The organism is Photobacterium gaetbulicola, from assembly GCF_003025515.1.
Taxonomy (GTDB): domain Bacteria; phylum Pseudomonadota; class Gammaproteobacteria; order Enterobacterales; family Vibrionaceae; genus Photobacterium; species Photobacterium gaetbulicola.
Genome location: NZ_PYME01000022.1, coordinates 72,931 through 97,081 on the forward strand (window position 1 = coordinate 72,931; position 24,151 = coordinate 97,081).

Annotated in this window: 18 protein-coding genes; 6 read left to right on the forward strand and 12 right to left on the reverse strand. The window is 48.6% G+C overall.

What is annotated here, in order from left to right; genetic code table 11:
* Positions 1-190: 190 nt before the first annotated feature.
* From C9J03_RS18430 to ald, 4 genes are all read left to right on the forward strand, one after another.
* Positions 191-3,115: a sensor domain-containing protein gene (locus C9J03_RS18430; RefSeq protein ID WP_162845580.1), complete on the forward strand. Its 2,925-nt coding sequence runs from the start codon at positions 191-193 to the stop codon at positions 3,113-3,115.
* A gap of 99 nt (positions 3,116-3,214) precedes the next feature.
* Positions 3,215-3,865: an HAD family hydrolase gene (locus C9J03_RS18435; protein ID WP_082060635.1), complete on the forward strand. Its 651-nt coding sequence runs from the start codon at positions 3,215-3,217 to the stop codon at positions 3,863-3,865.
* 113 nt (positions 3,866-3,978) lie between these two features.
* A complete protein-coding gene (locus C9J03_RS18440; protein ID WP_039460506.1) occupies positions 3,979-4,245 on the forward strand; it encodes a hypothetical protein in 267 nt (88 codons plus the stop codon).
* Positions 4,246-4,720: 475 nt separating this feature from the next.
* Positions 4,721-5,836 (forward strand): alanine dehydrogenase, encoded by a 1,116-nt coding sequence (ald, locus tag C9J03_RS18445; RefSeq protein ID WP_039469247.1) that lies wholly within the window; start codon positions 4,721-4,723, stop codon positions 5,834-5,836.
* Positions 5,837-6,163: 327 nt separating this feature from the next.
* Here the strand turns inward: ald and C9J03_RS18450 are convergent, their stop codons facing one another.
* From C9J03_RS18450 to C9J03_RS18460, 3 genes are all read right to left on the reverse strand, one after another.
* The gene (locus C9J03_RS18450; protein ID WP_044623609.1) at positions 6,164-6,811 is read right to left on the reverse strand and encodes a murein L,D-transpeptidase catalytic domain family protein; all 648 of its coding nucleotides are present in this window, start codon (positions 6,809-6,811) and stop codon (positions 6,164-6,166) included.
* Positions 6,812-7,342: 531 nt separating this feature from the next.
* Positions 7,343-9,763 carry a chitinase C-terminal domain-containing protein gene (locus tag C9J03_RS18455; RefSeq protein ID WP_420813016.1) on the reverse strand — a complete coding sequence of 807 codons (2,421 nt, stop codon included), beginning with the start codon at positions 9,761-9,763 and terminating at the stop codon, positions 7,343-7,345.
* Between the two features lie 400 nt (positions 9,764-10,163).
* A complete protein-coding gene (locus tag C9J03_RS18460) occupies positions 10,164-10,814 on the reverse strand; it encodes a YccT family protein (RefSeq protein ID WP_044623607.1) in 651 nt (216 codons plus the stop codon).
* Positions 10,815-11,054: 240 nt separating this feature from the next.
* Here C9J03_RS18460 and C9J03_RS18465 point away from each other — a divergent pair, with 240 nt between their 5' ends.
* Entirely contained in the window at positions 11,055-11,816 is a 762-nt protein-coding gene (locus C9J03_RS18465) for a sulfite exporter TauE/SafE family protein (protein WP_044623606.1), read from the forward strand.
* 110 nt (positions 11,817-11,926) lie between these two features.
* Here the strand turns inward: C9J03_RS18465 and C9J03_RS18470 are convergent, their stop codons facing one another.
* Entirely contained in the window at positions 11,927-13,117 is a 1,191-nt protein-coding gene (locus tag C9J03_RS18470; protein WP_044623605.1) for a class I SAM-dependent methyltransferase, read from the reverse strand.
* A 163-nt stretch (positions 13,118-13,280) separates the two neighbouring features.
* On the reverse strand, positions 13,281-14,681 hold the full coding sequence (locus C9J03_RS18475) for a methyl-accepting chemotaxis protein (protein WP_044623604.1): 1,401 nt from the start codon (positions 14,679-14,681) through the stop codon (positions 13,281-13,283).
* 88 nt (positions 14,682-14,769) lie between these two features.
* Between C9J03_RS18475 and yccX the strand changes: the two genes are divergently transcribed.
* Entirely contained in the window at positions 14,770-15,042 is a 273-nt protein-coding gene (gene yccX, locus C9J03_RS18480; RefSeq protein WP_044623603.1) for an acylphosphatase, read from the forward strand.
* 106 nt (positions 15,043-15,148) lie between these two features.
* Here the strand turns inward: yccX and tusE are convergent, their stop codons facing one another.
* The 7 genes from tusE to C9J03_RS18515 all read right to left on the reverse strand — a co-directional run bounded on the left by tusE (position 15,149) and on the right by C9J03_RS18515 (position 23,529).
* A complete protein-coding gene (gene tusE, locus C9J03_RS18485) occupies positions 15,149-15,478 on the reverse strand; it encodes a sulfurtransferase TusE (protein ID WP_044623602.1) in 330 nt (109 codons plus the stop codon).
* Positions 15,479-15,597: 119 nt separating this feature from the next.
* On the reverse strand, positions 15,598-16,263 hold the full coding sequence (locus C9J03_RS18490) for a Bax inhibitor-1/YccA family protein (protein WP_039469272.1): 666 nt from the start codon (positions 16,261-16,263) through the stop codon (positions 15,598-15,600).
* Between the two features lie 236 nt (positions 16,264-16,499).
* Entirely contained in the window at positions 16,500-17,225 is a 726-nt protein-coding gene (locus C9J03_RS18495) for an amino acid ABC transporter ATP-binding protein (protein ID WP_044624531.1), read from the reverse strand.
* Between the two features lie 75 nt (positions 17,226-17,300).
* Complete coding sequence (locus tag C9J03_RS18500) at positions 17,301-18,398, reverse strand: amino acid ABC transporter permease (protein ID WP_044623601.1); 1,098 nt, start codon at positions 18,396-18,398, stop codon at positions 17,301-17,303.
* Positions 18,399-18,409: 11 nt separating this feature from the next.
* A complete protein-coding gene (locus C9J03_RS18505; RefSeq protein WP_044624530.1) occupies positions 18,410-19,579 on the reverse strand; it encodes an amino acid ABC transporter permease in 1,170 nt (389 codons plus the stop codon).
* 80 nt (positions 19,580-19,659) lie between these two features.
* Positions 19,660-20,886: an amino acid ABC transporter substrate-binding protein gene (locus tag C9J03_RS18510; RefSeq protein WP_231580674.1), complete on the reverse strand. Its 1,227-nt coding sequence runs from the start codon at positions 20,884-20,886 to the stop codon at positions 19,660-19,662.
* Positions 20,887-21,180: 294 nt separating this feature from the next.
* Positions 21,181-23,529, reverse strand: a complete 2,349-nt coding sequence (locus C9J03_RS18515) for a cytochrome-c peroxidase (protein ID WP_231580673.1) — start codon at positions 23,527-23,529, stop codon at positions 21,181-21,183.
* Between the last annotated feature and the right edge of the window lie 622 nt (positions 23,530-24,151).

The following is a 24,151-nucleotide window of genomic DNA, read 5'->3' on the forward strand; positions in this document are numbered from 1 at the left end:
ATTTGCATGTTATGTAAACGCAAATATCCCGCAGGGGTGATGTTAATCAATGTTTTGTCATATCGCTTTTGTGAATGTAAACCTTTGCTTTTATCTCATATAGTCATGCGGTAAAGTCGCTGCGGGTGAAGTGATAGTATTATTACCAAACAAGCTTTTAAAGTTTCCGTTGGTGATAATTGATATGCTAATGGATTACAAAAAAACAAACACGTTTGGGCAACTGAGTGGTAAAGAGCTGTTTGAGGCTGTCGGCAAGAGTTTGTATGGCGCTTTTGCTGTCGATAATGTCATTATTGGCTCGGTAAGCGATGATAGTGAGGGGCTAGAGATCCTTTCGACTTGCTATCAAGGTAAATTTGGCGAACCAAGTTATCTCTCCTTAGCGGAAGTGCCTGAAGCTGAAGTCGTCAAGCAGGGGACTCTCTTTATTGTCTCAGAGACTTTAAAAAAACAATATCCTCGCTATTCACACCGGCATGCTGGATTGGCCGCAACCTATATTGGTATTCCCCTGTTTGCACGCAATCGTCAATTGGTTGGTGTGCTCTCTTGCCTATTTCAAAATCCCTTCAATTGCGTGGATGCGCTACAGGCGTATTGCGATACGTTTTTAACCTACCTCGGCCAAGAGGTCGGCTATGAAACCCTATTGCAGCGCCAGGTGAAATTACGGTGGCAGCTAGAGGAAGGGCAGCGAGTCGCAAAGGTAGGTAGTTGGGTGTGGAAGCTCCAAGAGCAGCACTTCGAGTGGAGTAAAGAAGTTTATCGTATTTATGACTTCAAAGATGAATCGGTCAAACCCACGCTGTCATTGCTATCAGAGCTAATCCATCCTGAAGATCGTGAATGGGTGCTCGATACCCTTCATCGTTCAATTGAGAGTGATGGTGTCAATTACAACTTGGTACACCGGGTGCTGCTGCGGGATGGCAGTATTCGGTATCTGCGTAAGCGGGCTGAAGTATTGCGAGACAGCAGTGGCAAAGCCGTAGAAATACGCGGTACGGTCCATGATGTCACCGATGTCTACCAAATCTCAGCCAAACTGAATAAAGCTTCCCGTCAACTTACAACGACGTTCAATTCCGTGGAAGAAGGGATTTGGGAGTTTGATCTTGAGCGCAAGGAGTTTGCCACATCGGCCAAATTCTGGCACATATTAGGCCGAGAGAAACCGATAGCGGGTAATGATCTCGACATCTGGCTATCCTGCATTGTTGAGGAGGATAGGAAAGAAGGGATTGACTATTTCGACCGTTTTATCCAGCAGCAACATGCCTCGGTATTTCAGTTTGAGTTTCGGGTTAAGCCGAGTAGCCGAATAGCCCTTGACGGTAATGAATGTTGGTTAACGGTAAAAGGCAGTATTGTTGCCCGAGATGAAAACGGTAGGCCAACTAAAGTCGCAGGTATTCAGCGAGATATCACTCATTCAGTGGAAGCCAAGCGTCAGCTTGATCGTGCACAGGTGGTTTTTGATAATACGTCAGAATGTATCTTGATCACAGATAAAGACAACAAAATTATTTCGGTCAATCGCGCATTCGAAGAAACGACGGGGTACCGGGAAAAAGAGCTGCTAGGCCTGTCGCCCAATGTCTTGTCATCAGGGATCCATGACGACAAATACTATCAGTTCCTGTGGCATAACCTGAACCATTATGGTCATTGGAAAGGCGAAGTGTGGAATCGGCGCAAAAATGGCGAGATCTACCCGGAAGAAATTTCGATCAATGTGATCCGTGACGACAATGAAGAGATCATTAATTACGTGGCGGTGTTCCGCGATATTAGCCATTGGAAGAAAGCGGAAGAGCAACTGACCTTCTTTGCCTACAAGGATCCGCTGACCGGTCTTGTGAACCGCCGAAGTTTCGTGAAAAGGGTGAAACAGCATATCGCATCCATTGACGACAAGCGTGGCCAGGCGTTTTCGTTGCTGTTTATTGATATGGATGACTTCAAGTCGCTCAATGATCTATATGGCCATGACTTTGGCGATAAGGTGTTGGTTCATATTGCCAGTTGCCTCAAGCGGGAGTTGCCGGTTGCCGATGATATCTGCCGCTATGGTGGTGATGAATTTTGTGTCCTGTTGCCAGAAACGACGTCCGGAGCGGCAAGAGTGTGGGGGCAACGGGTTGTTGATAGTGTGGCAGAAGCCTTTGTACTAGATGATATTGAGGTCAATACCACTGTCAGTATTGGTATTTCGACGTATCCAGAAAGTGGGGAAACACATACCGAACTGCTAAAGAACGCCGACTACGCTATGTATAACATGAAGGGGCAGGGACGAAATGGGGTCTGCCAGTATGATGGCGCATTACAGTCGGATTATATCGACAAGTTGAAAATGCGCGATCGTCTCAAGAAGGCGATCTCCGATGAATTGCTGACGGTCTATTACCAACCGGTTGTGGATGCTCGCACAGGGAAGATTAGTCGCTTTGAAGCCTTGGTGAGGTGGACGGACGAGGTCGAGGGCAATATTTCTCCGGCCGAGTTTATTCCCGTTGCAGAGCGCTATGGCTTGATAAGATCGTTGGGAGATTTTGTTTTACACCAGGTGTGCCATGATCTGAAACAGTTACACCTGGCCGGTTTTGCTGATGTGAGTATCAGCATCAACCGTTCGGTCAAGGAATTTATCAGTAGCAATGGCCTACCGCCAATTTGGGATACCATTGAATCTTATGCCCTGCCGCTGAAGTCCATCATTGTAGAGATCACCGAATCGACAGCCTCTAGCGAAAGTAGTGACATCCAGTCACTGCTTGCATCGTTTAAACAAAAGGGGATCGAGATCGCCCTTGACGATTTCGGGACCGGCTACTCATCACTGAGCTCGGTGGTCGAGCTCAGGCCGAATATCATCAAAATCGACCGCAGCTTTATCGAGGGGATCGACAAGCAGGATAACCGTACGCTGGTGTCCTTGATTATCGACTTAAGTCATAAGCTAGGGATACAAGTCGTCGCCGAAGGGGTCGAAACACGCAAGCAGCTGGAGATTTTACGGGAAATGAACTGCCATTTTGTCCAAGGTTTCTTTTATAGCCCGGCCGTACCGCTGGCAAGCTGTATTTCAATCCTCGAAGCACAGTTGTAAGTGAAAGAGCCTGCCAAGCGGGCCTGTCAGTAAACTTGGCTTGGATTTGATGGGCTTAACTGGGTAAGATGTCGGTCTTGTTGTTCGCGGAGTAAGCCCATGCAGGCAGTTTGTTTTGATTTTGATGGCACTTTGGTTGATTCAGAAATTTTCCACGCTGAGAATTGGAGCCAATACCTTTCGGGTTTGAATATCGACATATCAGCACATGATTTTCTTGTCGATTTTGCCGGCGTGCCATGGGAAATTGTCGCCAATCATTTTTCTTCTGTTGCTAATTTACCGCATACCGCTGCTGCCGTTGTGTCGGATATGGAACGGCTGACCTACAAAGCTATTATAGAAAGAGGGATCCCGGCTAAGCAGGGGGCGTTAGAGCTGATTAAGTCGCTGCATGGGTCGCGGCCATTAGCTGTGGTTACGGGTTCGCCGAGGAATTATGTCGAGGGGATGTTGGCTCATCTGGGGTGGCTGCATTATTTTGATCATGTTTTCTGTGGAGAAGATGTCAAGAATAATAAGCCAGCCCCCGAGATTTACCAATTAGCCTGCCGGACCTTGGGTATAGCGGAAAACCAGGCAGTTGCGATCGAAGATAGCCAAACAGGGGCGCAATCGGCTTACACTGCTGGTCTTAGGCTGGTTGTGGTCAATGATTTACACCCTGTTGGCCAAGACTTGACGCCGTACCGCTACGACAACCTGCTTGAAGCACAGGCGCAGCAAGCGAGCTGGCTCGTTGCATCATAGTTTTGCCTTTGCTTGTGAGCGAGCCAAGTCTTTTGAAGTAACTTGGCACGCTAGGCAAAGAAATTCAGTTTTAGTCAATGGGCCAAGATAAAGGGTCAGAGAAAGGCATTGTTATGCAAGATGAAGAAATCATGACCGGGGAGATGCTGGTCGAAACGGTAGAAAACCAACTGGAAGAAGGTAACCCTATCAAGGTGAAAGAAACCCTGATGCGCTTGATGATGACAGGTACACCGAGAGAGGAGGCAATTGAGATGATTGCCTGCGCATTATCGGTGGAAGTGTTTGATGTTGCCAAAAATGGCGGTAGCTTCGATTTGAAACGATACAGTGAAAATTTGAACGCCCTGCCGGATATGCCTTGGGAGTTTGAAGAATAACCTTTGGTTACGCTCACAAAAAAGCCGCTTTTTAGCGGCTTTTTTGTTGCCTAAATGTTTTTTATTTGTTCTGGTGCGCGTGAGGTGGTGGTGGGGGCGTTGTCCAATGCGGATAAAAGAAATAGAGAAAAATGTTGCGGGTGACAGCTTCTATGTCTCTTTTTTTGCATTAAACACTTGAAAACAACAAAAAATGTGAGTTTTTCCTCGTGCCACTGTAGTGTTTATGTCTACATAAGCATTATGTTGCTGGTGGAAAAGGCTGGTTTTTGCTTTAAAGTTAGTAAACTGGTCTGGTTTGTTGTTGTTTGTTGGTTTTTTCTTGTGTGACACAGCTCAAAAACAGTCTCTTGTGCTGGTTGATAATAAAATGTCAGTGTGATTTGTTGGTTTTAAGTTAAAAAATGGTCGCACATTCCAAGGTTTTTTCTTTATTGTGTATATATCTTTTAACGAGGCAGCAAGGAAACAAAAGATGATTATTGGTGTACCTAAGGAAATCAAAGTTCACGAATACCGTGTGGGTATGGTGCCAGCTTCAGTCAGCGAAGCCGTTGCCCATGGACATAAGGTATACGTAGAGACCAATGCTGGTGCTGGTATCGGCTTTACCGATCAGGACTACATTGAAGCAGGTGCCCAGATTCTGCCCACCGCCGAAGCGGTATTTGCAGAATCAGAAATGATTGTAAAGGTTAAGGAGCCACAAGCCGTAGAACGTGCAATGCTTCGTGAAGGCCAAATCCTATTTACTTACCTTCACCTTGCGCCAGACCCAGAGCAGACGCATGACCTTATCAACAGCAAGGCTGTGTGCATCGCTTATGAAACAGTAACCGACGATAAAGGCCGCCTACCACTATTGGCTCCTATGTCAGAAGTTGCGGGCCGTATGTCTATTCAGGCCGGTGCGCAAGCACTTGAGAAATCAAGAGGCGGCCGCGGTATGCTACTTGCCGGTGTACCGGGTGTTGAGCCAGCGAAAGTGGTTATTATCGGTGGCGGTGTAGTGGGTGCCAATGCGGCACAAATGGCGGTGGGCATGCGTGCCGACGTGGTTGTGCTAGACCGCAACATCGATGTGTTGCGCCAGCTAGATGCTCAATTTGGTGGCACTGTACAGTGTGTATACTCAACCAAAGATGCGATTGAAAAACACGTCTTGGAAGCTGATCTTGTTGTTGGTGGGGTATTGGTTGCCGGTGCCGCCGCACCGAAACTGGTTACCGCCGAAATGATCAAGAAGATGAAGCCTGGTGCTGCTATTGTAGACGTTGCAATCGACCAGGGTGGCTGTGTCGAAACGTCGCACGCAACGACTCACAGCGACCCGACTTACATCGTAGACGATGTGGTTCACTACTGTGTGGCTAATATGCCAGGTGCGGTTGCTCGTACATCGACATTCGCATTGAACAACGTGACTCTGCCTTACATCCTTAAGCTGGCAGACAAAGGCTACAAAGCCGCGTTGCAAGAAGACAAGCACCTGTTGAACGGCCTGAATGTATACCGTGGCCAGATCACCTGCGAAGAAGTGTCGGATGCACTGGATCTCCCATACATCGCGCCAGAGAAAGCGCTAGCGTAATTTAAACCCGACTGACATTAAATCCCTGCCTAGGCAGGGATTTTTTTTACTTATAATCGTTAGACACCGATACGAATATTCTAATCTATGAATATTATCTGCCTTGCTAAATGGATGATTGATCTACTGAAGGTTTAATCGGTATGAATAATAATTTAGGCATTGATGTAATAATTAATGACTCATAAAAACAACACCTTAAATAAAACATCAAATGAGCTTAGATATTATGCCAATATAAATATACCCAAGTTACTTCAAGATGCAGGAATGGCATTCCCTTTTAAAAAGCTGCTGTTTATTAAACGATAATACAGGATAATTTAATTAAGCGTGTGCGTAGATAACGCTGCCGCCCTTAATGGTATCGATAATTTCGCGCGATAGTTCAGTCGGCAGTGCAGGACATCCCCAGCTACGGCCTAGATAGCCGTGACGGTTAATGAAAGATCTCGTCGCATAATCAGCACCGTGGATGACAATGTAACGGCGTCTGGCATTGTCGTTGACACCCGGTGTCAGGCCGTCAAGGCGAAGTGAGTAACCATTACCGCCATAGTAGGTGGTATCAGTGATAAAGGTCCCCAGGGACGTCTGGCGCGAGTTGACGGTGTTTGAGAACTTAGTGGCATTTTTACCACCACTGTTTACGCCGTGTGAGACGAAAGTGCGGTAGAGTAGCTTGTTGCGCTGTAAGTCAACAACAAAGAAGCGTTCCTTGGTTGACGGAAGGCTGTAGTCAATGATCGTCAGAACAGGTTTTTTACGACCCTTAGTATTATAATAGGCCTCGTAAGCTTCTTTAAATACTTGATAGTTAATAACTCCATTTAACTTTGCTTTATTATATATGTCCTTAACCAAGATGTCTGCTTGCAGATTTTTAGAGTAAGGCTGGCTTGTAATTACACTGGCGGTGGCCTGCAGTGGCAGTAGAAACAGTGCCATTGCAAATAGTACGGTTAGTTTTTTCATTGTCCCTGTAAAATGTTCAATTATGTCGATAAGGTTGATTGAGCCTGACTCTAACACATAAAAGTGAGTAATTGACGTGGTGGAAGGGAATGTTGGCAAGAGGTTGAAAAGCAAAAAAATCCTGTTTTATTGTGGTGTTTTTCTCAAAAAATAATTAATTACAAGTAATTAAAAGCAATTGTCATTTTTATATGAAATTTTGTCCAAAAGAGGAAAGATCCTGTCAAATTATCCAGTGTTACAATTGCAACAGAGATAATTTATTGTTTGATAAAGTCAAATGTGATGTCATATTTTGAAAACAAAGAAATGTTAGCCTTTTGACTGTTTGGTTGAAAATTGAGCGCTTTATCGCATTTTTTTACTTGTGAGAGGGAAGAGTTCGCGTCAATGCGCAGTGGTCTTCATCATCTTTAGGCTGATTTTTTCATTTATCTTTCATTTATGAGGTTAGGATCTTACTGTTTTTGCATCGATTTGATTGATTAATGCGCAGGTTTGCCCCTGCGCATCATATCTGTATTGAAGTGGTTAAATTGTACACACTACGGCCCAGCTACCGTCACTGCCCGGTGTTGAGTTGCTCCACCAGTTGGCTTGGTAAACGACGCCGTTGTAGATGATTTTATCGCCTTGGTTGGCATGGCTCGGGTTGCCAGCCCAATCAGTCTGTGGCCAGTTAGGGTAGGTGTTGATACCCGTCGTATCACAGGTCCCGTCGCCACCACCGCTACCGTCGCCGATAGAGCCTAGTGGTAAGTCGGGTTGTTCGAACTTAAATGCGAAGTCCTTGCCTCCAATGCTGACACTATAGTTGGCCGGGCCTGATATCGGCAGGTAGTAAACCATATCGAGCTCGTACGTACCGCCGGCAGGAAGACTTTTCCAGCTAGGCAAGGTGAAGGCAACTCGGTGCATTACACCTTCCAAGCCTCCAATGTTGTTGGCCCGGGTATGGCCCGATGCGATGACCGTTAAGCCGCCACCAGATTGATCTTTGGCGTTATCAGGTGATGAGGTTGGAATATCAAACTGGAATTCAGTTCCGCCCGGTATATCTTGGCCAGTGTTGTTGGTGAAGGTGAGTTTTGGGTTGATAGGGTAGTTCTGATCACCAACCTTGAAGCCCGATACGTCAACGGCAATATCCAGTGCTTCTGTAGGAATCGCGCCTGTGGCAATTTTATTGCCATAAGGCGTGGCTGCTTTGAATTTCTCGTAAATGGCCTTGGTCATGGTATTACCCATGTGGTATTCGCCATTGCCTGTCTGACAAGCATTTTCTGTTGTGTCCACAGTCGTGCGGTTGCCATTAGCATCGAGTAGGTAGCAGTTATAGTCGCCCGCCAGCTCCCAGAACATGATCCCGCCGATCTCTTTGTCGACTACATAATCGGCTTTGACATTGATGGATGCCTTATCTTCCGTAGATAGGAAGACTTGCTTGTCGGCATTCCACAGCCAAGGAGCTACAGCAACGTTATCATAGTGGCGAGTGTACGTACCAACCAGCTGGTGATCAGGGTTGTTCGTCGGGTCGAGATTGTACGCTGTGCTATAGCTGCCAAAGATACCTTGGGCAAGGTTCATGGCATGCCACATTGGGTTTGAACCAGCGCCCATTTCCTCGCCGGCAGCGTTCTTGTCGTGCCACAAATTATCGATACCAACGGCACCATTGCCACAGTTGTTTTTCTCGCCTTCGCCAGTTCCAGGGGCACATAATGATTGGTTAGGTAGGGCTGCACGGCCCCAAAGCCCATTTTCACCGCCGGTTACCCCCTGCCAGCCACGGGTATAGTAAGGTACCCCAATATTAATACGTCCAGCAGGCATCGAGCCACGGAAGTAGTGATAGGCCCAGTCCGTGTTTAGGTAGCCAATACCGCCATAAGCGGCAGTATCATAGACGTTCCACTGTGCAAGCTCCGAGTCTTTTCCTGTGTCGAATAGGGCGGCATTGTGGCCGACATGGTCATTCCATGCGCCGTGTAAGTCATAGGACATGATATTGACATAGTCGAGGTATTTAGTGACATCAAAGTCCTCCATACCGCGCAGCAGGTAGCCCGAAGAGGGAGCGGCGATAGTCAGCATATAGTGGATGCCGTCTTGAGCTGAAGCCTGATCCAGTTTTTGACGAAGTACTTTCATTAGCTCTTGATACGATGCCCATAGGTAGGCACGTCGGGGCTCCATGAAGGCTTTATCATCAGGGTTACCGGCACCAGCCATCGAGGTTGGGTATTCATAGTCGATGTCCAGGCCATCGAATTGATATTGGCGCATCATCGCGACTGCCGAAGTGGCAAACTTCTCAATGCCGGCGTGGTTGATTGTGCCATCTGCATTGGTAGTCATGGTATAGAACCCGCCATCGGCAACTCGGTTGCCGTTAGCGTCAAAGTGGCCACCGGTTTCTGCCCAGCCACCGATAGAAATCAGAGTCTTAACATCGTGCTTCTTTTTGTAGGTAGCGAGTGCGCCAAAGTGTCCCTTGAAGCCGAGGGTTGGATCAATTTCCACTCCTGGCCACTCTTTGCCAGTTGCCGGGTTGGCGGGATCAGTTACATCGCCAACATTGACCTTGCCGTCGCTGCCGATACTAACAAAGGCGTAGTTAATATGGGTTAACTGCTGCCAAGGAATATCACTGACCAAGTAAGCGGCCTGTGGGTCATCGCCACTGCGCCAGCTAGTGAAATACCCTATGACTCGGCGAGGGTGATCAGCCCCCATGATCTCGCGGCCATTTTCATCATAAATGGTGCAATAGGGGACGTTAATATCGGGTGTTTGGTACAAGCCGTCGGGACGGCAGTTTGGTCCGTCGATGCTCGCTAGGCTTGACGCGATGGGAGTCATTGCTGCAATGGCATTGAAAGCCGCCATACACGAAACAGCGAGGGTGCTGAGTTTGAGTATTCGAGTTATCGCTTGTCCTTGTTTCAGATGTTTCATTGAAAATTCCTTACTTGTTGACACGCATTAATTGAATTTGTAGGCGGCATCTAGCTCTTATGTTGCGCCGTGAAAAAAGTATAAAAGGAATGTTGGAAGGGATGTGCTAAATTGTTGATTTTTTCGTGTCACTTCGCAGTGTGTTGCTTTTATTTTGAAATGTTCAAGAGCTTAATTTGCACCGTGAACCGATAATGGTGAAATTTATGTCGCTTTAGAGACGAAAGCGGAAAGAACGAATGACGTATTCCAGGTCTGAAATTAGGTACCAGATGGTCTTGCTGCCGAAAGGTTTCAACCGATAAATGCTGATTGTCGGAGAGGCGGTATTTGGGGGGAGTATTGGTGATGCCAGTGTAGAAAAAAGAGCCCGAAGGCTCTTTTTGCAAGATTACTCTTGGTTGATTTTTGCTTTGAAGCGCTCACGTGTTGCTTCATCAGCTTGTTCATACCAGTAATTAAGCATGTTTTCAGCCACATTACGTGTCTGCTGCGGGTCAACAGGTGGCTTAGGTGACGTCCCTGCCGGTTGAGCGGTCGCCGGAAGTGTCACTGGTACTGCCGTTGTTGCTGCAGCAACCGCAGCTGCTTTGCCTGACTGGTTGTAAACGGCAACTTCTTTTTCAAAGTCACGGCCAAACTGAATGCCTGACTTAATCAGCTTATCTTGTTCAAAGCTGATTTTTTCGCCGTCGGCTGCAATCAGGGCCAACTGCGGAGATCTTTCAAATTTACGTGCATCTTGTCCGGTACGCAGCTTTGGCAGATCGAGTTTCAATGTTGTGTCGCTGGCCTCGAACTTAACAATGATAACCTCTGATTTGAATAGGTAATCATCGCCATTTTCACGCAGCGAGTCGATATACCTGAATGCAAACTGGTTGACACCATTGGGTAGCGTTAACGTGTCGTTGCCGTCTTGCTCAACACCATTAACCACAACAAGATCCGCGGGATAAGGGAGTTCAAGTTTAACATCAGCAAGAGAGGAGAAGCTAATGCCGCAAGCTGCAATAGCCATTAACGCTGTACGAAATTTCATAGCGGTTCCTTGAAAAACAATGTCCGAAATAAGAGGTTTTTTATCGGTATTCTCCTAGCAGTTTGTCGCTAGGTAGCTGAATAAGGGCTGAATACTGACTTTGATGCCCATTTTTATACCTAAGTAAACTCGCTGAATCCAGCAATTTGAAATCACTTGGGTATAATGTCCGCGAATATAACACTTTGTTAGACGTAATGCTTATACATAGCTTACGTTTCTTATGGATAGCACAATACAATGGATATGTCGTTATTACAGGCGAGCCTGCTGATCGGAACCGGTTTTCTGGCAGGGATCATCAATACCTTAGCCGGCGGCGGCTCTAACCTAACACTTCCTGCTTTAATGGTAATGGGGATGCCCGCTGAGGTGGCAAATGCAACCAATCGGGTGGGGGTAGCCGTACAAGGCTTGACGGCTCTGATCGGTTTTCGTCGTCACGGCAAGCTGGAAACATCGGATACACCAGCCATATTGCTGCCGACAATCATTGGTGGCTTATTGGGGGCTGTAGGGGCTGCTTATGCCCCTTCGACGTGGATAAAGCCATTGCTGCTGGGCACCATGCTGACAATGGCACTGGTCATTTTAATTCGCCCGGCGATCGTTGCACCGCCTGCGGGGACGGAACCCAAAAAAGTTAAAGATACCCCTAGTTCATGGTGGGGGCTGGGTTTGGCTGGCTTCTATGGCGGTTTTGTCCAAGCCGGGGTCGGGTTTGTATTGCTGGCGGCGCTCGCAGGGACACTTCGCTATGATCTGGTGCGTGCGAATGCATTGAAAATGCTATGTGCGCTGGCTTTTACACTCGTGGCTTTGGTGCTGTTCATTATGGAAGATCTGGTGTTGTGGGGACCAGGCTTGATCCTCGCGGCAGGGACGATGGTGGGCTCCCATATTGCTGTAAAAATGGCGATTTCAGCCCGGCCAGAAACACTGAAATGGTTCCTGTTCGTGATGACACTATGTGGTTCTGCTGCCGCGATGCTATCCGGTTAGGCAATGCACCGAGCCTCTAGCGCCCTATGGCAATAGGCGATGGATAAATAAAAGCCAGCAAATTATTACTGCTGGCTTTTGGGGCTGATAGCTCAAGAGCAAGATATGTGTTACTTCACGTAACAGGCAAAACCTTTGAGGTAGAAGCCTTCAGGGTAAGCACTGTCTAGAGGGTGATCGGCCGCTTGGCTGAAGCGCTCGATAAACTGTACTTCACGGTTGGCATCCAAAGCTGCGTCGGCAATGATCTTCTGGAACAAGTTGTTATCCATCAGGCCTGAGCAAGAGTAGGTCAGCAGGGTACCGCCAGGCTTCAGGATCTGCATCGCCAGCATATTGATGTCCTTGTAGCCACGGCATGCGCCGACCAGCTGAGATTTAGACTCGGCAAACTTCGGTGGATCCATGATAACAACATCAAACAGCTCGCCACGCTCGCGGTATTCGCGCAGCAGCTTGAACACATCGGCATTGAGGAATTCGGCATTCTCAAGCGGGTAGCCGTTGGCCTCGGCATTCATACGTGCCGTATCAAGAGCCGGCTGGGAGACATCAACATTGACTACTTGGCTGGCACCGCCTTTTAGGGCATAAAGGCCGAATCCGCCGGTATAACAGAAACAGTTAAGTACGCGCTTGCCGTTGACATATTTAACTGCTGCTTCGCGGCTGTCGCGCTGGTCTAGGTAAAAGCCGGTTTTGTGGCCACCCACGATATCGACATTGATCTTGACGCCATTCTCTTCGATGGTGACAAATTTCGGCGGCTCTTCACCGGACAGTACACCGGTACGCTGCTTAAGACCTTCTTTCTTGCGCACTGATACATCAGAGCGCTCGTACACGCTACATTCTGGGTAGCAAATGTTGAGGGCCTCAACCAAGGCGTCTTTTTGCGCCTCGGCACCAGCGCTTAGCAGCTGGCACACAAGGAAGTTCTGGTAGCGGTCGATCGTAATACCAGGCAAGCCATCTGACTCAGCGGCAATCAAGCGGTAACCGGTCAGGCCGTCACGGGCGGCAAGAATGTCACGTAAACCTTGGGCGGTTTTCAGGCGGTTGACGAAGAAATCCACATCGATTTTTTCGCTACGGTCAAAGGTCCATACTCGAACGCGAATTTGAGATTGCGGAGAAAAAGCACCGCGTGCTAACCACTCACCTTTGTGGTCGAAGATATCAACGGTTTCGCCAAGCGATGGCTTGCCTTCGACCCGCTGAATCCCGCGCGAGAAGACCCATGGATGGCGGCGGCGAAGTGATTTTTCACGGCCTTTAACCAGATAAATTGAAGCTGTCATGACTTGCCCAGTATGGAGTAAGGAATGGGGGCGTATTATGTTGTCGAAACCACATAAAATCAAATTTATATAGCCAAGCAACTTCAGGGTGGTGGTTGAGCGGGTATGACTTAGATATAGTTAAAGGCAGTGCCGGTGATTGGCACTGCCTGGTGGCTAGGGATTAGACTTTTAGGCCTTGCATTAGTGATTCCAACGCCTCAGCTTGCTTATTGAGTTGTTCAATGTCGCTGGCGGAAGCATTGATCGCACCGCAGATTTGATGGGACTGGCTTCGCACCTGCTCGACATTGCTCGCAATGTTATCGGCTACGGCTCCTTGTTGCTCGGCGGCGGCGGCAATTTCGGTACTGCGATCAGAGATATGCTGGTTACGCTCGGTGAGATGTGATATTTCATTGTCGACTGAGCTCATCAAAGCTTCACTGTTTTGTGTATTGTCGACCGTATTTTGCATAACGGCCATCAATTTTCGGCTATTTTGCTGTAGCGCCTCGATCATCTGCTGAATTTCGACGGTGGCACTCTGGGTCCGGCCTGCCAAAGTGCGAACTTCATCGGCAACGACGGCAAAGCCTCGCCCTTGCTCGCCAGCTCGGGCAGCTTCAATGGCGGCGTTCAACGCTAGGAGGTTGGTTTGTTCTGAAATGCCATTGATGGTGGTGACCACATCGTCGATTTTGGCAGCGTTGGTATCCAGCTCGGCAACGGCATCCGCCGCTTGGCTGATCTCCTCGCTAAGGTGGCTGATAGCGTTGCGCGTTTGGTTGACTTGGGCACGGCCTTGCTCAGACACTTGTTGTGCTTCGCGTGTTTGCTCCGAGGTTTGGTGGGCATGGGACGCGACTTCGCGGATAGAGGTTGCCATCTCTTCGGTCGCACTGGCTAGGGAGTCAAGGTGCTGCTGCTGCGAGGATGACAGCTGCTCGCTGCCTTGGCTGCGCTGGCGCAAGCTGCTGCTGATCTGTTGCATCAGCGCAATGGCTTGCTGGGTAGCCTGAACCAGTTGCTGCTCCCGCTCGCTAACCCGATCGATAGTAATGGCAATGGTGCTGAATTCATCCCGAACCTTGAAGAAGTTCATGCGATTGGTTAAGTCACCATCGGCAAGGCTTTGCAGCGCCTTGTTGGTGGTAAACATGGCACCGCCAATGAAGGTCATGATGTAGTACACCGCAGCCAGCGTGACCAGCAGGATACTTGCCATTACCGTCCATTGGCCTGTGGTGACGTGGCCAAATAGCCCGGCAGCGGTGTCGGATGAAATGGTGTAGTTCATGTTGCTGACAAAGGCGGAGATATCCCCCTGGCCTACATGGAGGTTAGTGTTGGTGAGCAGCCGCTGGGCATCGGTTTGGCTAATTTGCTGCTGTGACAACAGGGACGCGGTGGTTTCTAGTTGCTGAGTCGTGATTTCAATACGTTGCTGGCTGGCACTATCGGCTAATATAGTAGCGACGCTGATTAGTGCGATAACGGGCAGCAGGAACAACAAGTAGAATTTTTCCTGTAGGGTGATATGGATTAAGTAGCGGTCGATCCATCTAAAGGCGACTTCTTTCATATTAATTCCTAAATCAGAAGCTTATAGCATTATATTTTGCGAGTATTTTATTGTTATCGTTTTGAGAGTAGGAAGCTTGAGGTGATTTATGTCACAAATTTGTGTAAAGGCACTAATAACCGGTATGGTTCAAGGGGTTGGCTTCAGGTTTCATACCGCCCATGAAGGGCTGAAATGCGGCTTGACCGGATACGCGAAGAACTTACCGGATGGCAGTGTGGAAGTAATGGCATGCGGGCCAGAAGAACAGGTAAAACAGCTGCTTGGTTGGCTGGAGACAGGGCCAAGAACGTCCAGTGTCTATAATGTGGCGTGGGAACAAATCGACTGGCGTCACTACGACGGCTTTGAAATTATGTAGTTTATTCTGCTGGGACTGGCGTTAGTCGCGCATCGCGGCAACAAAAGGCGAGTGGAGGTCACCCGCATTTTGTCAGTGAATGGATCGTAATTGATTCGCTGAGCGATTAGATACACTTCACGGGTTTTGGCAGGCCTGCCAGTTTGGTTGCTTGCTTTGCCGGACCTTTCGGGAAAAGCTTGTACAGGTAGCGTGAACTGCCTTTCTCTTCGCCGTATTTTTTTGCCATTGCCTTGACCAGCATTCTTATAGCCGGAGATGTATTGAATTCTTGATAGAATTCACGAACAAAACGCACCACTTCCCAATGGGCTTCGGTCAGTGTGATACCTTCTTCATCAGCCAGTACAGGGACCAGAGCCTCACACCAGTCGCTGGTGTTTTTTAGGTAACCGTGAGCGTCGGTTTCTATTTGTTTACCTTCAAATTCAAGCATGTTTGCCTCGCATATAGAACGGCCAAAGCATAGTGATATTCAAGGTTGGCTGCAAGGTTACGGCTATAAAAAAAGCGCCTTGCGGCGCTTTTTCGTCATTTCGATGAACGAAGCTATGATTAGTCGTTACTGCCCATTACGCCTAGGATTTGCAGCAGGCTCAGGAACAGGTTGTAGATAGAAACATACAGCGTCACTGTTGCTGAGATGTAGTTTGTTTCACCACCACGAACAATGTTCTGGGTTGTTAGCAGGATAGCTGCTGATGAGAACAGCACGAACATACCACTGATCGCCAGTGACAGCATAGGCAGCTGGAGGAAGATGTTGGCAATCACCGCAACGATGATGGCAACAAAGCCCGCCATTAGCATACCGCCAAGGAAAGAAAGATCACGCTTGGTGGTTAGCGCGTAGGCCGAACAGGCCATAAAGGTCAGTGCCGTACCGCCGAGTGCTGGAACGATAGCATGGCCTAGGCCTGCACCCACGTACATGTTAAGAATCGGCCCTAGGGTGTAGCCCATGAAGCCTGTTAGCGCGAAGGTAAAGACGATACCCATACCGCTGTTTCGGTTTTTCTCAGTCAGGAACATCAGACCGTAGAAGCCAACCAGTGTGATGATCAAGCCCGGGTGAGGTAGATTCATCGCCATTGCAAAACCTGCCACGACAGCTGACCATACAAGCGTTAGAGACAGAAGAAAATAAGTGTTACGTAGAACCTTGTTTGTAGAAAGTACGCTTTCGTAAGCTGTGCCACGATTGACAATACGATCGTTCATAAATAGTCCCCTCAGGGTTAGATATGTGATTGCTAATGTAAGTGTATATTGGGGCTTTTCATCGTTATTGCAAGCCGTCTATCAAATTAATGTGGCTGCCCCCAAACAATAACCGTCAGTGTAACGGTATGACCTGAATGATACTTAACAATTCCTTATCTTTGTGGTCGAAGTTGTAAATGAATGTTACAGCACATTCTTGCTGCGCCTCAATAAGTGAGTGTTTAATATACGCTTTAATGCAGTATTTGGTTCAAGAACAGCTGTGTCCGATCGGATTGTGGGTTATCGAAAAATGCTTGTGGGGTGTTTTCCTCAATAATTTCGCCCATGTCCATGAAGATCACCCGATCGGCAACCTGGCGGGCAAATCCCATTTCGTGGGTGACGCAAATCATCGTCATTCCTTCATTGGCAAGTTCAACCATGACATCCAGTACTTCCCTGACCATTTCAGGATCGAGTGCTGAGGTCGGCTCGTCGAATAGCATGACTTGCGGCGTCATACATAGGGAGCGGGCGATGGCGACGCGCTGCTGCTGGCCGCCGGAAAGCTGCCCGGGGTATTTGTTGGCTTGTTCGGGGATCTTTACCCGTTCCAAGTATTGCATGGCGATTTGCTCGGCCTCTTTCTGCGGCATTTTCTTCACCCAAATAGGGGCCAAGGTACAGTTTTCGAGAACGGTGAGGTGGGGAAAGAGGTTGAAGTGCTGGAAGCACATGCCCACTTCGCGTCGAACAAGCTCAATGTTTTTCAGATCGCTGGTCAGCTCGTTGCCAGCGACAATAATCTGCCCTTGCTGGTGCTCTTCCAAACGGTTGATACAGCGGATAAGCGTTGATTTTCCTGAGCCTGACGGGCCGCAGATAACGATTTTTTCGCCTTTTTTGACCGTGAGGTTAATGTCTTTGAGGACATGGAAATCACCGTACCATTTATTTACTTCGGTCATGGTGATCATAGCTGCATGGCCAAGTGAGTTGTTTACACTGTTATCGCGTTGCGTATTGTCTGTCATATTATCCCTCTTTATGACCTAGCGCTTATGACCGGTATGGAGTTTGTTTTCCAGATAAATGCTGTATCTCGACATACCAAAGCAGAAGATCCAGAACACCAGCGCCACGAAGACATAGCTTTCTGTCGCGAAGCCCAGCCACTTGGGATCGGTGTTGGCAGCTTGCCCGATCCCAAGGACATCGAACATGCCGATAATGAGCACTAGGCTGGTATCTTTGAAAAGGCCGATGAAGGTGTTGACGATGGCCGGAATACTGATTTTCAGTGCTTGTGGCAAAACGATCAAAGACATCTTCTTCCAATAGCCAAGCCCCAGCGCATCTGCTGCTTCATATTGTCCGGAGGGGATAGCCTGCAACCCGCCGCGAACCACTTCGGCCATGTAGGCTGCGCTAAATAGCACCACCCCAATTAATGCCCTGAACAGTTTGTTGGTTTCGGTTTCGGCACTAAGGAAAAGAGGCAGCATGACGGATGCCATAAAAAGCACAGTAATAAGCGGCACACCGCGCCAGATCTCGATATAAACCGTACACAGGCTGCGGATCACCGGCATATTCGAACGTCTACCCAATGCCAGTGCGATACCGATCGGAAGGGAGACGACGATGCCGACAATGGCAATGATCAAGGTGATCAGCAAGCCTCCCCAGAGGTGTGTTTCAACCACGGGAAGGCCAAAGATGCCACCGTAGAGCAGGCCGGCAATGATGAAAGGGTAAACATTGACGAAGAATAACCAAATCCACGTTCGGCGCGGTGTTTTCTCATAGCCGAGCAAGGCCATGAATATAGCCAAAGTGACGTAAAACAACTGTGGCCGCCACAACTCTTCCTGGGGATAGAAGCCAAACATGAACTGCTTGAAGCGAACGGAGATAAACACCCAGCAAGCACCGTTACGGTGGCAGTCATCCCGGCTCGTGCCGACCCAGTCAGCCTGGAGCAACGCCCAGTCGACAATGTTCCAGATAGCCATGATGGCCAAATAGCCCAGGATGAGAGTCATCAAGCTGTTGACCATGCTGGAAAACAGGTGCTTGCGTAGCCAGCCGACTATACCGACCGTATTGGCTGGTGGAGGCAAGTCGGGGCGAAATTGATGTTGATGCATTTCCACGCCTCCTAACGTTCAACCAGTGCGACTTTGCGGTTGTAGATATTCATCAGCAGTGAAGTAAACAAGCTGAGGGCGAGATATACCGCCATGGTCATGGCAATAATCTCGATGGCTTGCCCGGTTTGGTTGAGTGTTGTACCGGCAAAGACCGAGACCAGATCGGGGTAGCCAATAGCCATTGCCAATGATGAGTTTTTGGTTAGATTGAGATATTGGCTGGTAAGTGGCGGGATGATGATTCGCAAGGCTTGTGGGATCACAACCAACCGCAGGGTTTTACCTTGAGGCAAGCCGAGAGAAAGCGCAGCCTCTGTTTGTCCGTGGCTGACCGCGTTGATCCCGGCCCGGACAATTTCTGCAATGAACGATGCGGTGTAGATACTCAAGGCAAGTAGCAGCGCAGCCAACTCGGGAATAATGCCGATGCCTCCTCTGAAGTTGAAGCCTTTGAGTTCGGGGACTTCTAGGTAAACCGGTTGTCCGCTGGCGAAATAGCTAAAGGTGGGGAGCACGACCAAGAGGCTGAGAGATACCCAGAGAATAGGGGATTGCTGACCAGTCGCTTTTTGCTTTTTTTTGGCGTAGATGGCATAGCTTATGCCCGATACTATTGCTGCTATCAGGGCAAGGCCGATCCAGTAGGCATTTGGTCCGAAAACAGGCTTGGCAAAATACAGACCGCGAACATTAAGAAAGACACTTTCGCCGAAGCTGAGGCTGTTGCGGGGTGAGGGCAGTGCCTGTAACACGGCAAAATACCAGAAAAAAATTTGCAGCAACAGCGGGACATTACGGAATATTTCGATATAGACGGCGGCAAAGCGGCTGACCAGCCAATTTGACGATAGCCGAGCGATCCCGATGATAAATCCAAGAAGGGTGGCCAGCAGAATGCCGAGTACAGAAACAAGGGCTGTATTAAGCAGACCGACAAAAAATGTCCGGCCATAGCTGTAGGTCTCGTCATAATCTATCAGACTCAGACCAATACCAAACCCAGCTTCTTGACTGAGGAAGCCAAACCCAGTTGCAATGCCTCGTTGATCAAGGTTGGTCAGGGCATTGTTGATGATGGAGTAGACAAAGTAGCACAGTGCTGCAGCAGCAAGAGCCTGAAACAGCACAGAACGAAAAGTAGGGTTATACAACAGCTTTTTTGTATTCTTCGCGGCCAAAACAACACATCCTGTGTAAAAGAAAACGCTGACCGGAGGGGGCATCCCCCCTCCCGATTAACTAGCAATCGCAATGATCACTAGCGCATTGGCGGCGCATATAACAGCCCGCCATCATTCCATAGGGCGTTGATACCACGCTTGATTTCCAGCGGAGAGCTCATGCCGACAGTACGCTCAAAGCTTTCACCGTAGTTGCCGACCTGCTTGATGACCTGGTAGGCCCAGTCATCATTGAGGCCAAGGCCTTTCCCTTTGGGGCCGTCAGCGCCAATCAAGCGGCGGATGTTGGGATCATTGGACATTTTCATGTCGTCGACGTTGTGCGATGACACCCCAAGCTCTTCAGCGGTAATCATGGCATTCAGCGTCCATTTCACAATATTGAACCACTGGTCGTCCCCTTGACGGACTGCGGGACCGAGAGGCTCTTTGGAAATGATATCTGGCAGTACTACTGCCGAAGATGGATCCGGCAGGTTGAGTCGCAGGGCATATAAGCCAGATTGATCCGTGGTTAGCGCATCGCAGCGGCCGGCTTCAAAGCCTTTTACCGTTTGGGCGGCTGTATCGAAGACAACAGGGGTGTATTTCATTTCGCGATGGCGGAAGTAATCTGCGAGGTTGAGCTCTGTTGTGGTTCCTGACTGCACGCATACGGCTGCGCCATCGAGCTCGGCGGCACTTTCGATTTCAAGGGCTTTGTTGATCATGAAGCCTTGGCCGTCATAGTAGTTAACACCGGCAAAGTTGATCCCCAAGGCGGTATCACGGTGAAGGGTCCAGGTCGTATTGCGCGATAACAGGTCAATTTCACCCGACTGCAGAGCAGTAAAGCGCTCTTTAGCAGTCAGCGGGATATATTTCACCTTGGTTTTATCGCCCAGGATAGCGGCTGCCACTGCCTGGCAGAATTCCACATCAAGACCTTCCCATTCGCCTTTTTCATTGGGGTTGGAAAAGCCCGGCAAACCGGTTGTTACTCCGCACTGGAGATATCCTTGCTTCTGCACTTTGGCCAAGGTCTCTGAGCTAGCAGTAGAGGTTGGCGCACTGTCGCTGTCACCAGCCTTTGCCGCAAGCTGGTTTTCAAGCTCTGCAATTTTAGCTTTAAGCTCCTCCGCACCTGACTCAACAGTTTCAACGGTACCGCCTGTGGCTTGCGCAAGCTGTTGCTCAAGGGTTTCAATTTTGCTCTGTAGCGATTGGATCATTTCTTGATCCTGACTGTTTCCACCACTATCACAGCCAGCAAGAATGAGAGCAAGAGCTGATGCGGCCAAGGTTGAGCTGAGGGTTTGCTTCATAATTACGTCCTGTTATTCCTTATCATGAGAAATTGACGTTTTATCGCCATTATTAACAGTTACATCCAAAAGCGTATCCCCGTGATTTATCCACCTAATGGGCACTTTCTTTCAGTTGTAAAAAATAACTGCCTGTTTTTCTGTCACTATTCAGTATAGAAATAGTTTGAAATAGTTCTAGTTAATAAATTGTTAATAGGGATGTGGTGGGGGAAATGAGAGATGGCGCGCAAATCAGTACCCAAAAATAAAGCCCCGCAACGGCGGGGCTTGAGGTTATGTTGGCAGTATACCTTAGCGGTAAACGTTGATCTTCACTGTGGCCACGTTAGATTCATTGCCTTTGGTGTCTTTGACACTGTAAGTCATGCTCATCTCGTAGTCTTTCAGCGGTGTGATCGAAATGCTGCCATCGAAGTGGATGCTGTAACGACAATCTCGGCTGCTAGGGGCATTGTGAATCACAATGCTGCGTGGGTCGATGGCGTAGTCACCGGCCACATCATTGTCTAGCGGCTTGATCTTCGTGGTAAAGCCGTATTTGGCTGAAACAGCATCATCCTTGGCTGCCAGGTACTTAGGTGCTGGCTCTGGCTCCGGTGCCGGCTCATTGTATACCGGTGACTGGTAGTCAGGCTCAGCACCATCAAGGAATGGCTTGAGCGGTTCCAGACCTTTCGCGGCACGGCCGTAAGCACCCACCATTGGAATTTCGATCCACTCTTCTTTCGGTGAGCCGTTGAGGTTGGTTTCGGCCAAGAACTCATCCCCTTCAACACCGTTCGGGATGAACAGCTGTGGATGGTCAAATGGTGCTTTTTCTTGGCGTACGCGCTCATCGGTCAGCGATTTCAAGAAGGCAACCAGTGCTTTCTTCTCGTAGTCTGTTAACCCTAGGCTGCGAATGTCTGGGTCGAGGTTAGACGTGATATCGCCAAAGCCCGATGAATCGCCAAGGCCTTCACTGAAGCGGTTACCACCGCGGTTGTAGAATTCGACAACTTGCCAGAGTGTCGACATACTCCCGTTGTGCATGTAAGGACCGGTTAGTTCGATGTTACGGAGCGTAGGGGTCTTGACTGCACCGTGAATGGCGGTACGTGCGTTACCTTCCAGTACCAGCGTTTTAAGTGCGTTGGTTTGGGCTGCTGAGTCGCAAGGTTCGTCTGCAAGCACCTTGGCCTCGAAGGTACAAGGATCAACCTCAAAGTTATCTGGTACATCGTTACCTAACAACTTCTCGATAAACTGCTGGGTATGCGACAGAGGATTGCCCCAAGGGTCTTTCCCTCCTAAGACCAGGTCCCGAGTGGTTGGCGATACGCCGATGTTGTAGAAGCCGTTGTCATAGAGCGAGATCCCCCCGTCTCCCATGTGCATCCGCTCAACCAGGCCTTCCTCCTGTTCTTCTGCAATCAAGTGCGTCATGGCTTTCGAGAATTCCGGACCACTGTGGCAGTTCACACATTTTCCTTTGTCGACGAATACCTCCAGGCCTTTTTTCTCCAGGGTGGTTAGAGCATATTGGTCGCCATCCATATAACGGTCAAAGCGGGAATCATCCGAGATCAAGGTTTTTTCGTACAGCTGGATAGCCAAGCCCCAGAACAAGCTGAAGTTTTGCTCCATCTGGCTGTAGCCGTCAAAGTCTTGATCTGAGCCCCAGTACTCGATGTTGAAAGCGTCTTTGATCATCTCCTTGTATCGAGAACGAAGGCCATCGTTTGGATAGCTTGAGTCGTATCCCAAGACACTGTCCGATCGGTCAACCTGCTGTAGCCCAAGCGGTTTGAGATTAAGCAATTTTCTGCCCATGTCTCTGAAGGCCTTGTTGGCACAGGTCATTTCGAACGCGCTGCCCGGAGGGCCAACAGCCTGCGAGGCTGCACTGGAGTTAATCAGATCCACTTCTTTCTGGCTGACATATTTGGTATACGGGTCGAAATGAAGTACCCTGGCGTCTTTGTTGCGACGGCCAAATGGGTCAACCCCGTTGAAGGTATTATTGGCCCGACCATCCCAGAAGTTACGGAAGTTGAAAATGGCATTGATAACGGTCGGCGTATTACGAGGTTCGACACGACGAGTGCTCACGTCCCCGACATGGAAGATATCCTTGACCGTATCACAGGTTTCACGGCGGTCCGAGTACCTTGGGTCGCCGAAGCTGCCGCCGTAAAGTTCGTCAAATACCAGCCCCTCAACCCCTTGCGAAGAGACAACATCGTCGGAATCGAATAGGACTTCTGAATTGCGATCATCAGGATTGGCGTAGACACGGAAAGGGAAGTCATTGGGGACTAACGTATAGTTAGGTCCACCGATTCCCGTTTGAGTTGGATCAAAAATCTCCCTTTTGGTCTCATCGACATTGTTGAGACCCGGACTGATTTGGTTTTTAGTCCGGTTATCGGCACCGGCACTGTAGTGACAGCTTGCACAAGCTTGCCCCTGACTACCTGCCTGCATGTCCCAGAATAGCGCCTTGCCAAGTTTTATGGCTGCTTTTTCATTTTTTACATATTCATCGAGCCCTGGTACGGGAGCCGGTTTAATGCCTTTGAGTGAGCCGAGGCCTGATAAATCAGGTCCTTCAACCACTTCGGCATTGACACTGGCGATACCGGTAGTCAACCCAAACATTGAAGCTGCTACTAAGGCTGTTAGTCGATGACGTTTAAATAACGTACTGTTCTTCATCACTCACCCCTAACGTCCAAAACGAACTGTTGCTTTTATGTACGAGAAAACCTCGTGCAATAAAGATGAGTGAAATCTGGGTTCTTAATTATCAGTTTTGTGAAATCTGCATGAGATAAAAATATGGGGGAAATAACTATAAGAGAAATAGCATCACAAGTTGGAATAGAGAGTGGAATTGCAACAGTTATTAAAAATAAATAATAAAGAAAGCCGCGAAGTTAAAGAAAAACCGAATAGGAATATTGTAGGGAAAGGTGGTTAAAATCAATTAATACAAAAGGGTATGATAAGCTTGTGTCAAGCTTGAACCAACTGTACCAAGCTTGCTTAAATAATACTTGAAACAAAGGTTGGGAATGTATCTTGGAATATTGAATGAGAATTCTTGGATGAGAAGAAAAAGTAAAAGCACAGCAAGGCTGTGCTTTTTTCTTGGTGCGCCGAGCATGGCGTTGTTCTAGGAGGTGAAAGTCCTCTACGGGCTCAGTCGAGCGAGAACCGTTAGCCTATGCAAGGGTGTCCACCGTGAGGTGGGATCTGAAGGAAGCAAACGGCAAAACTT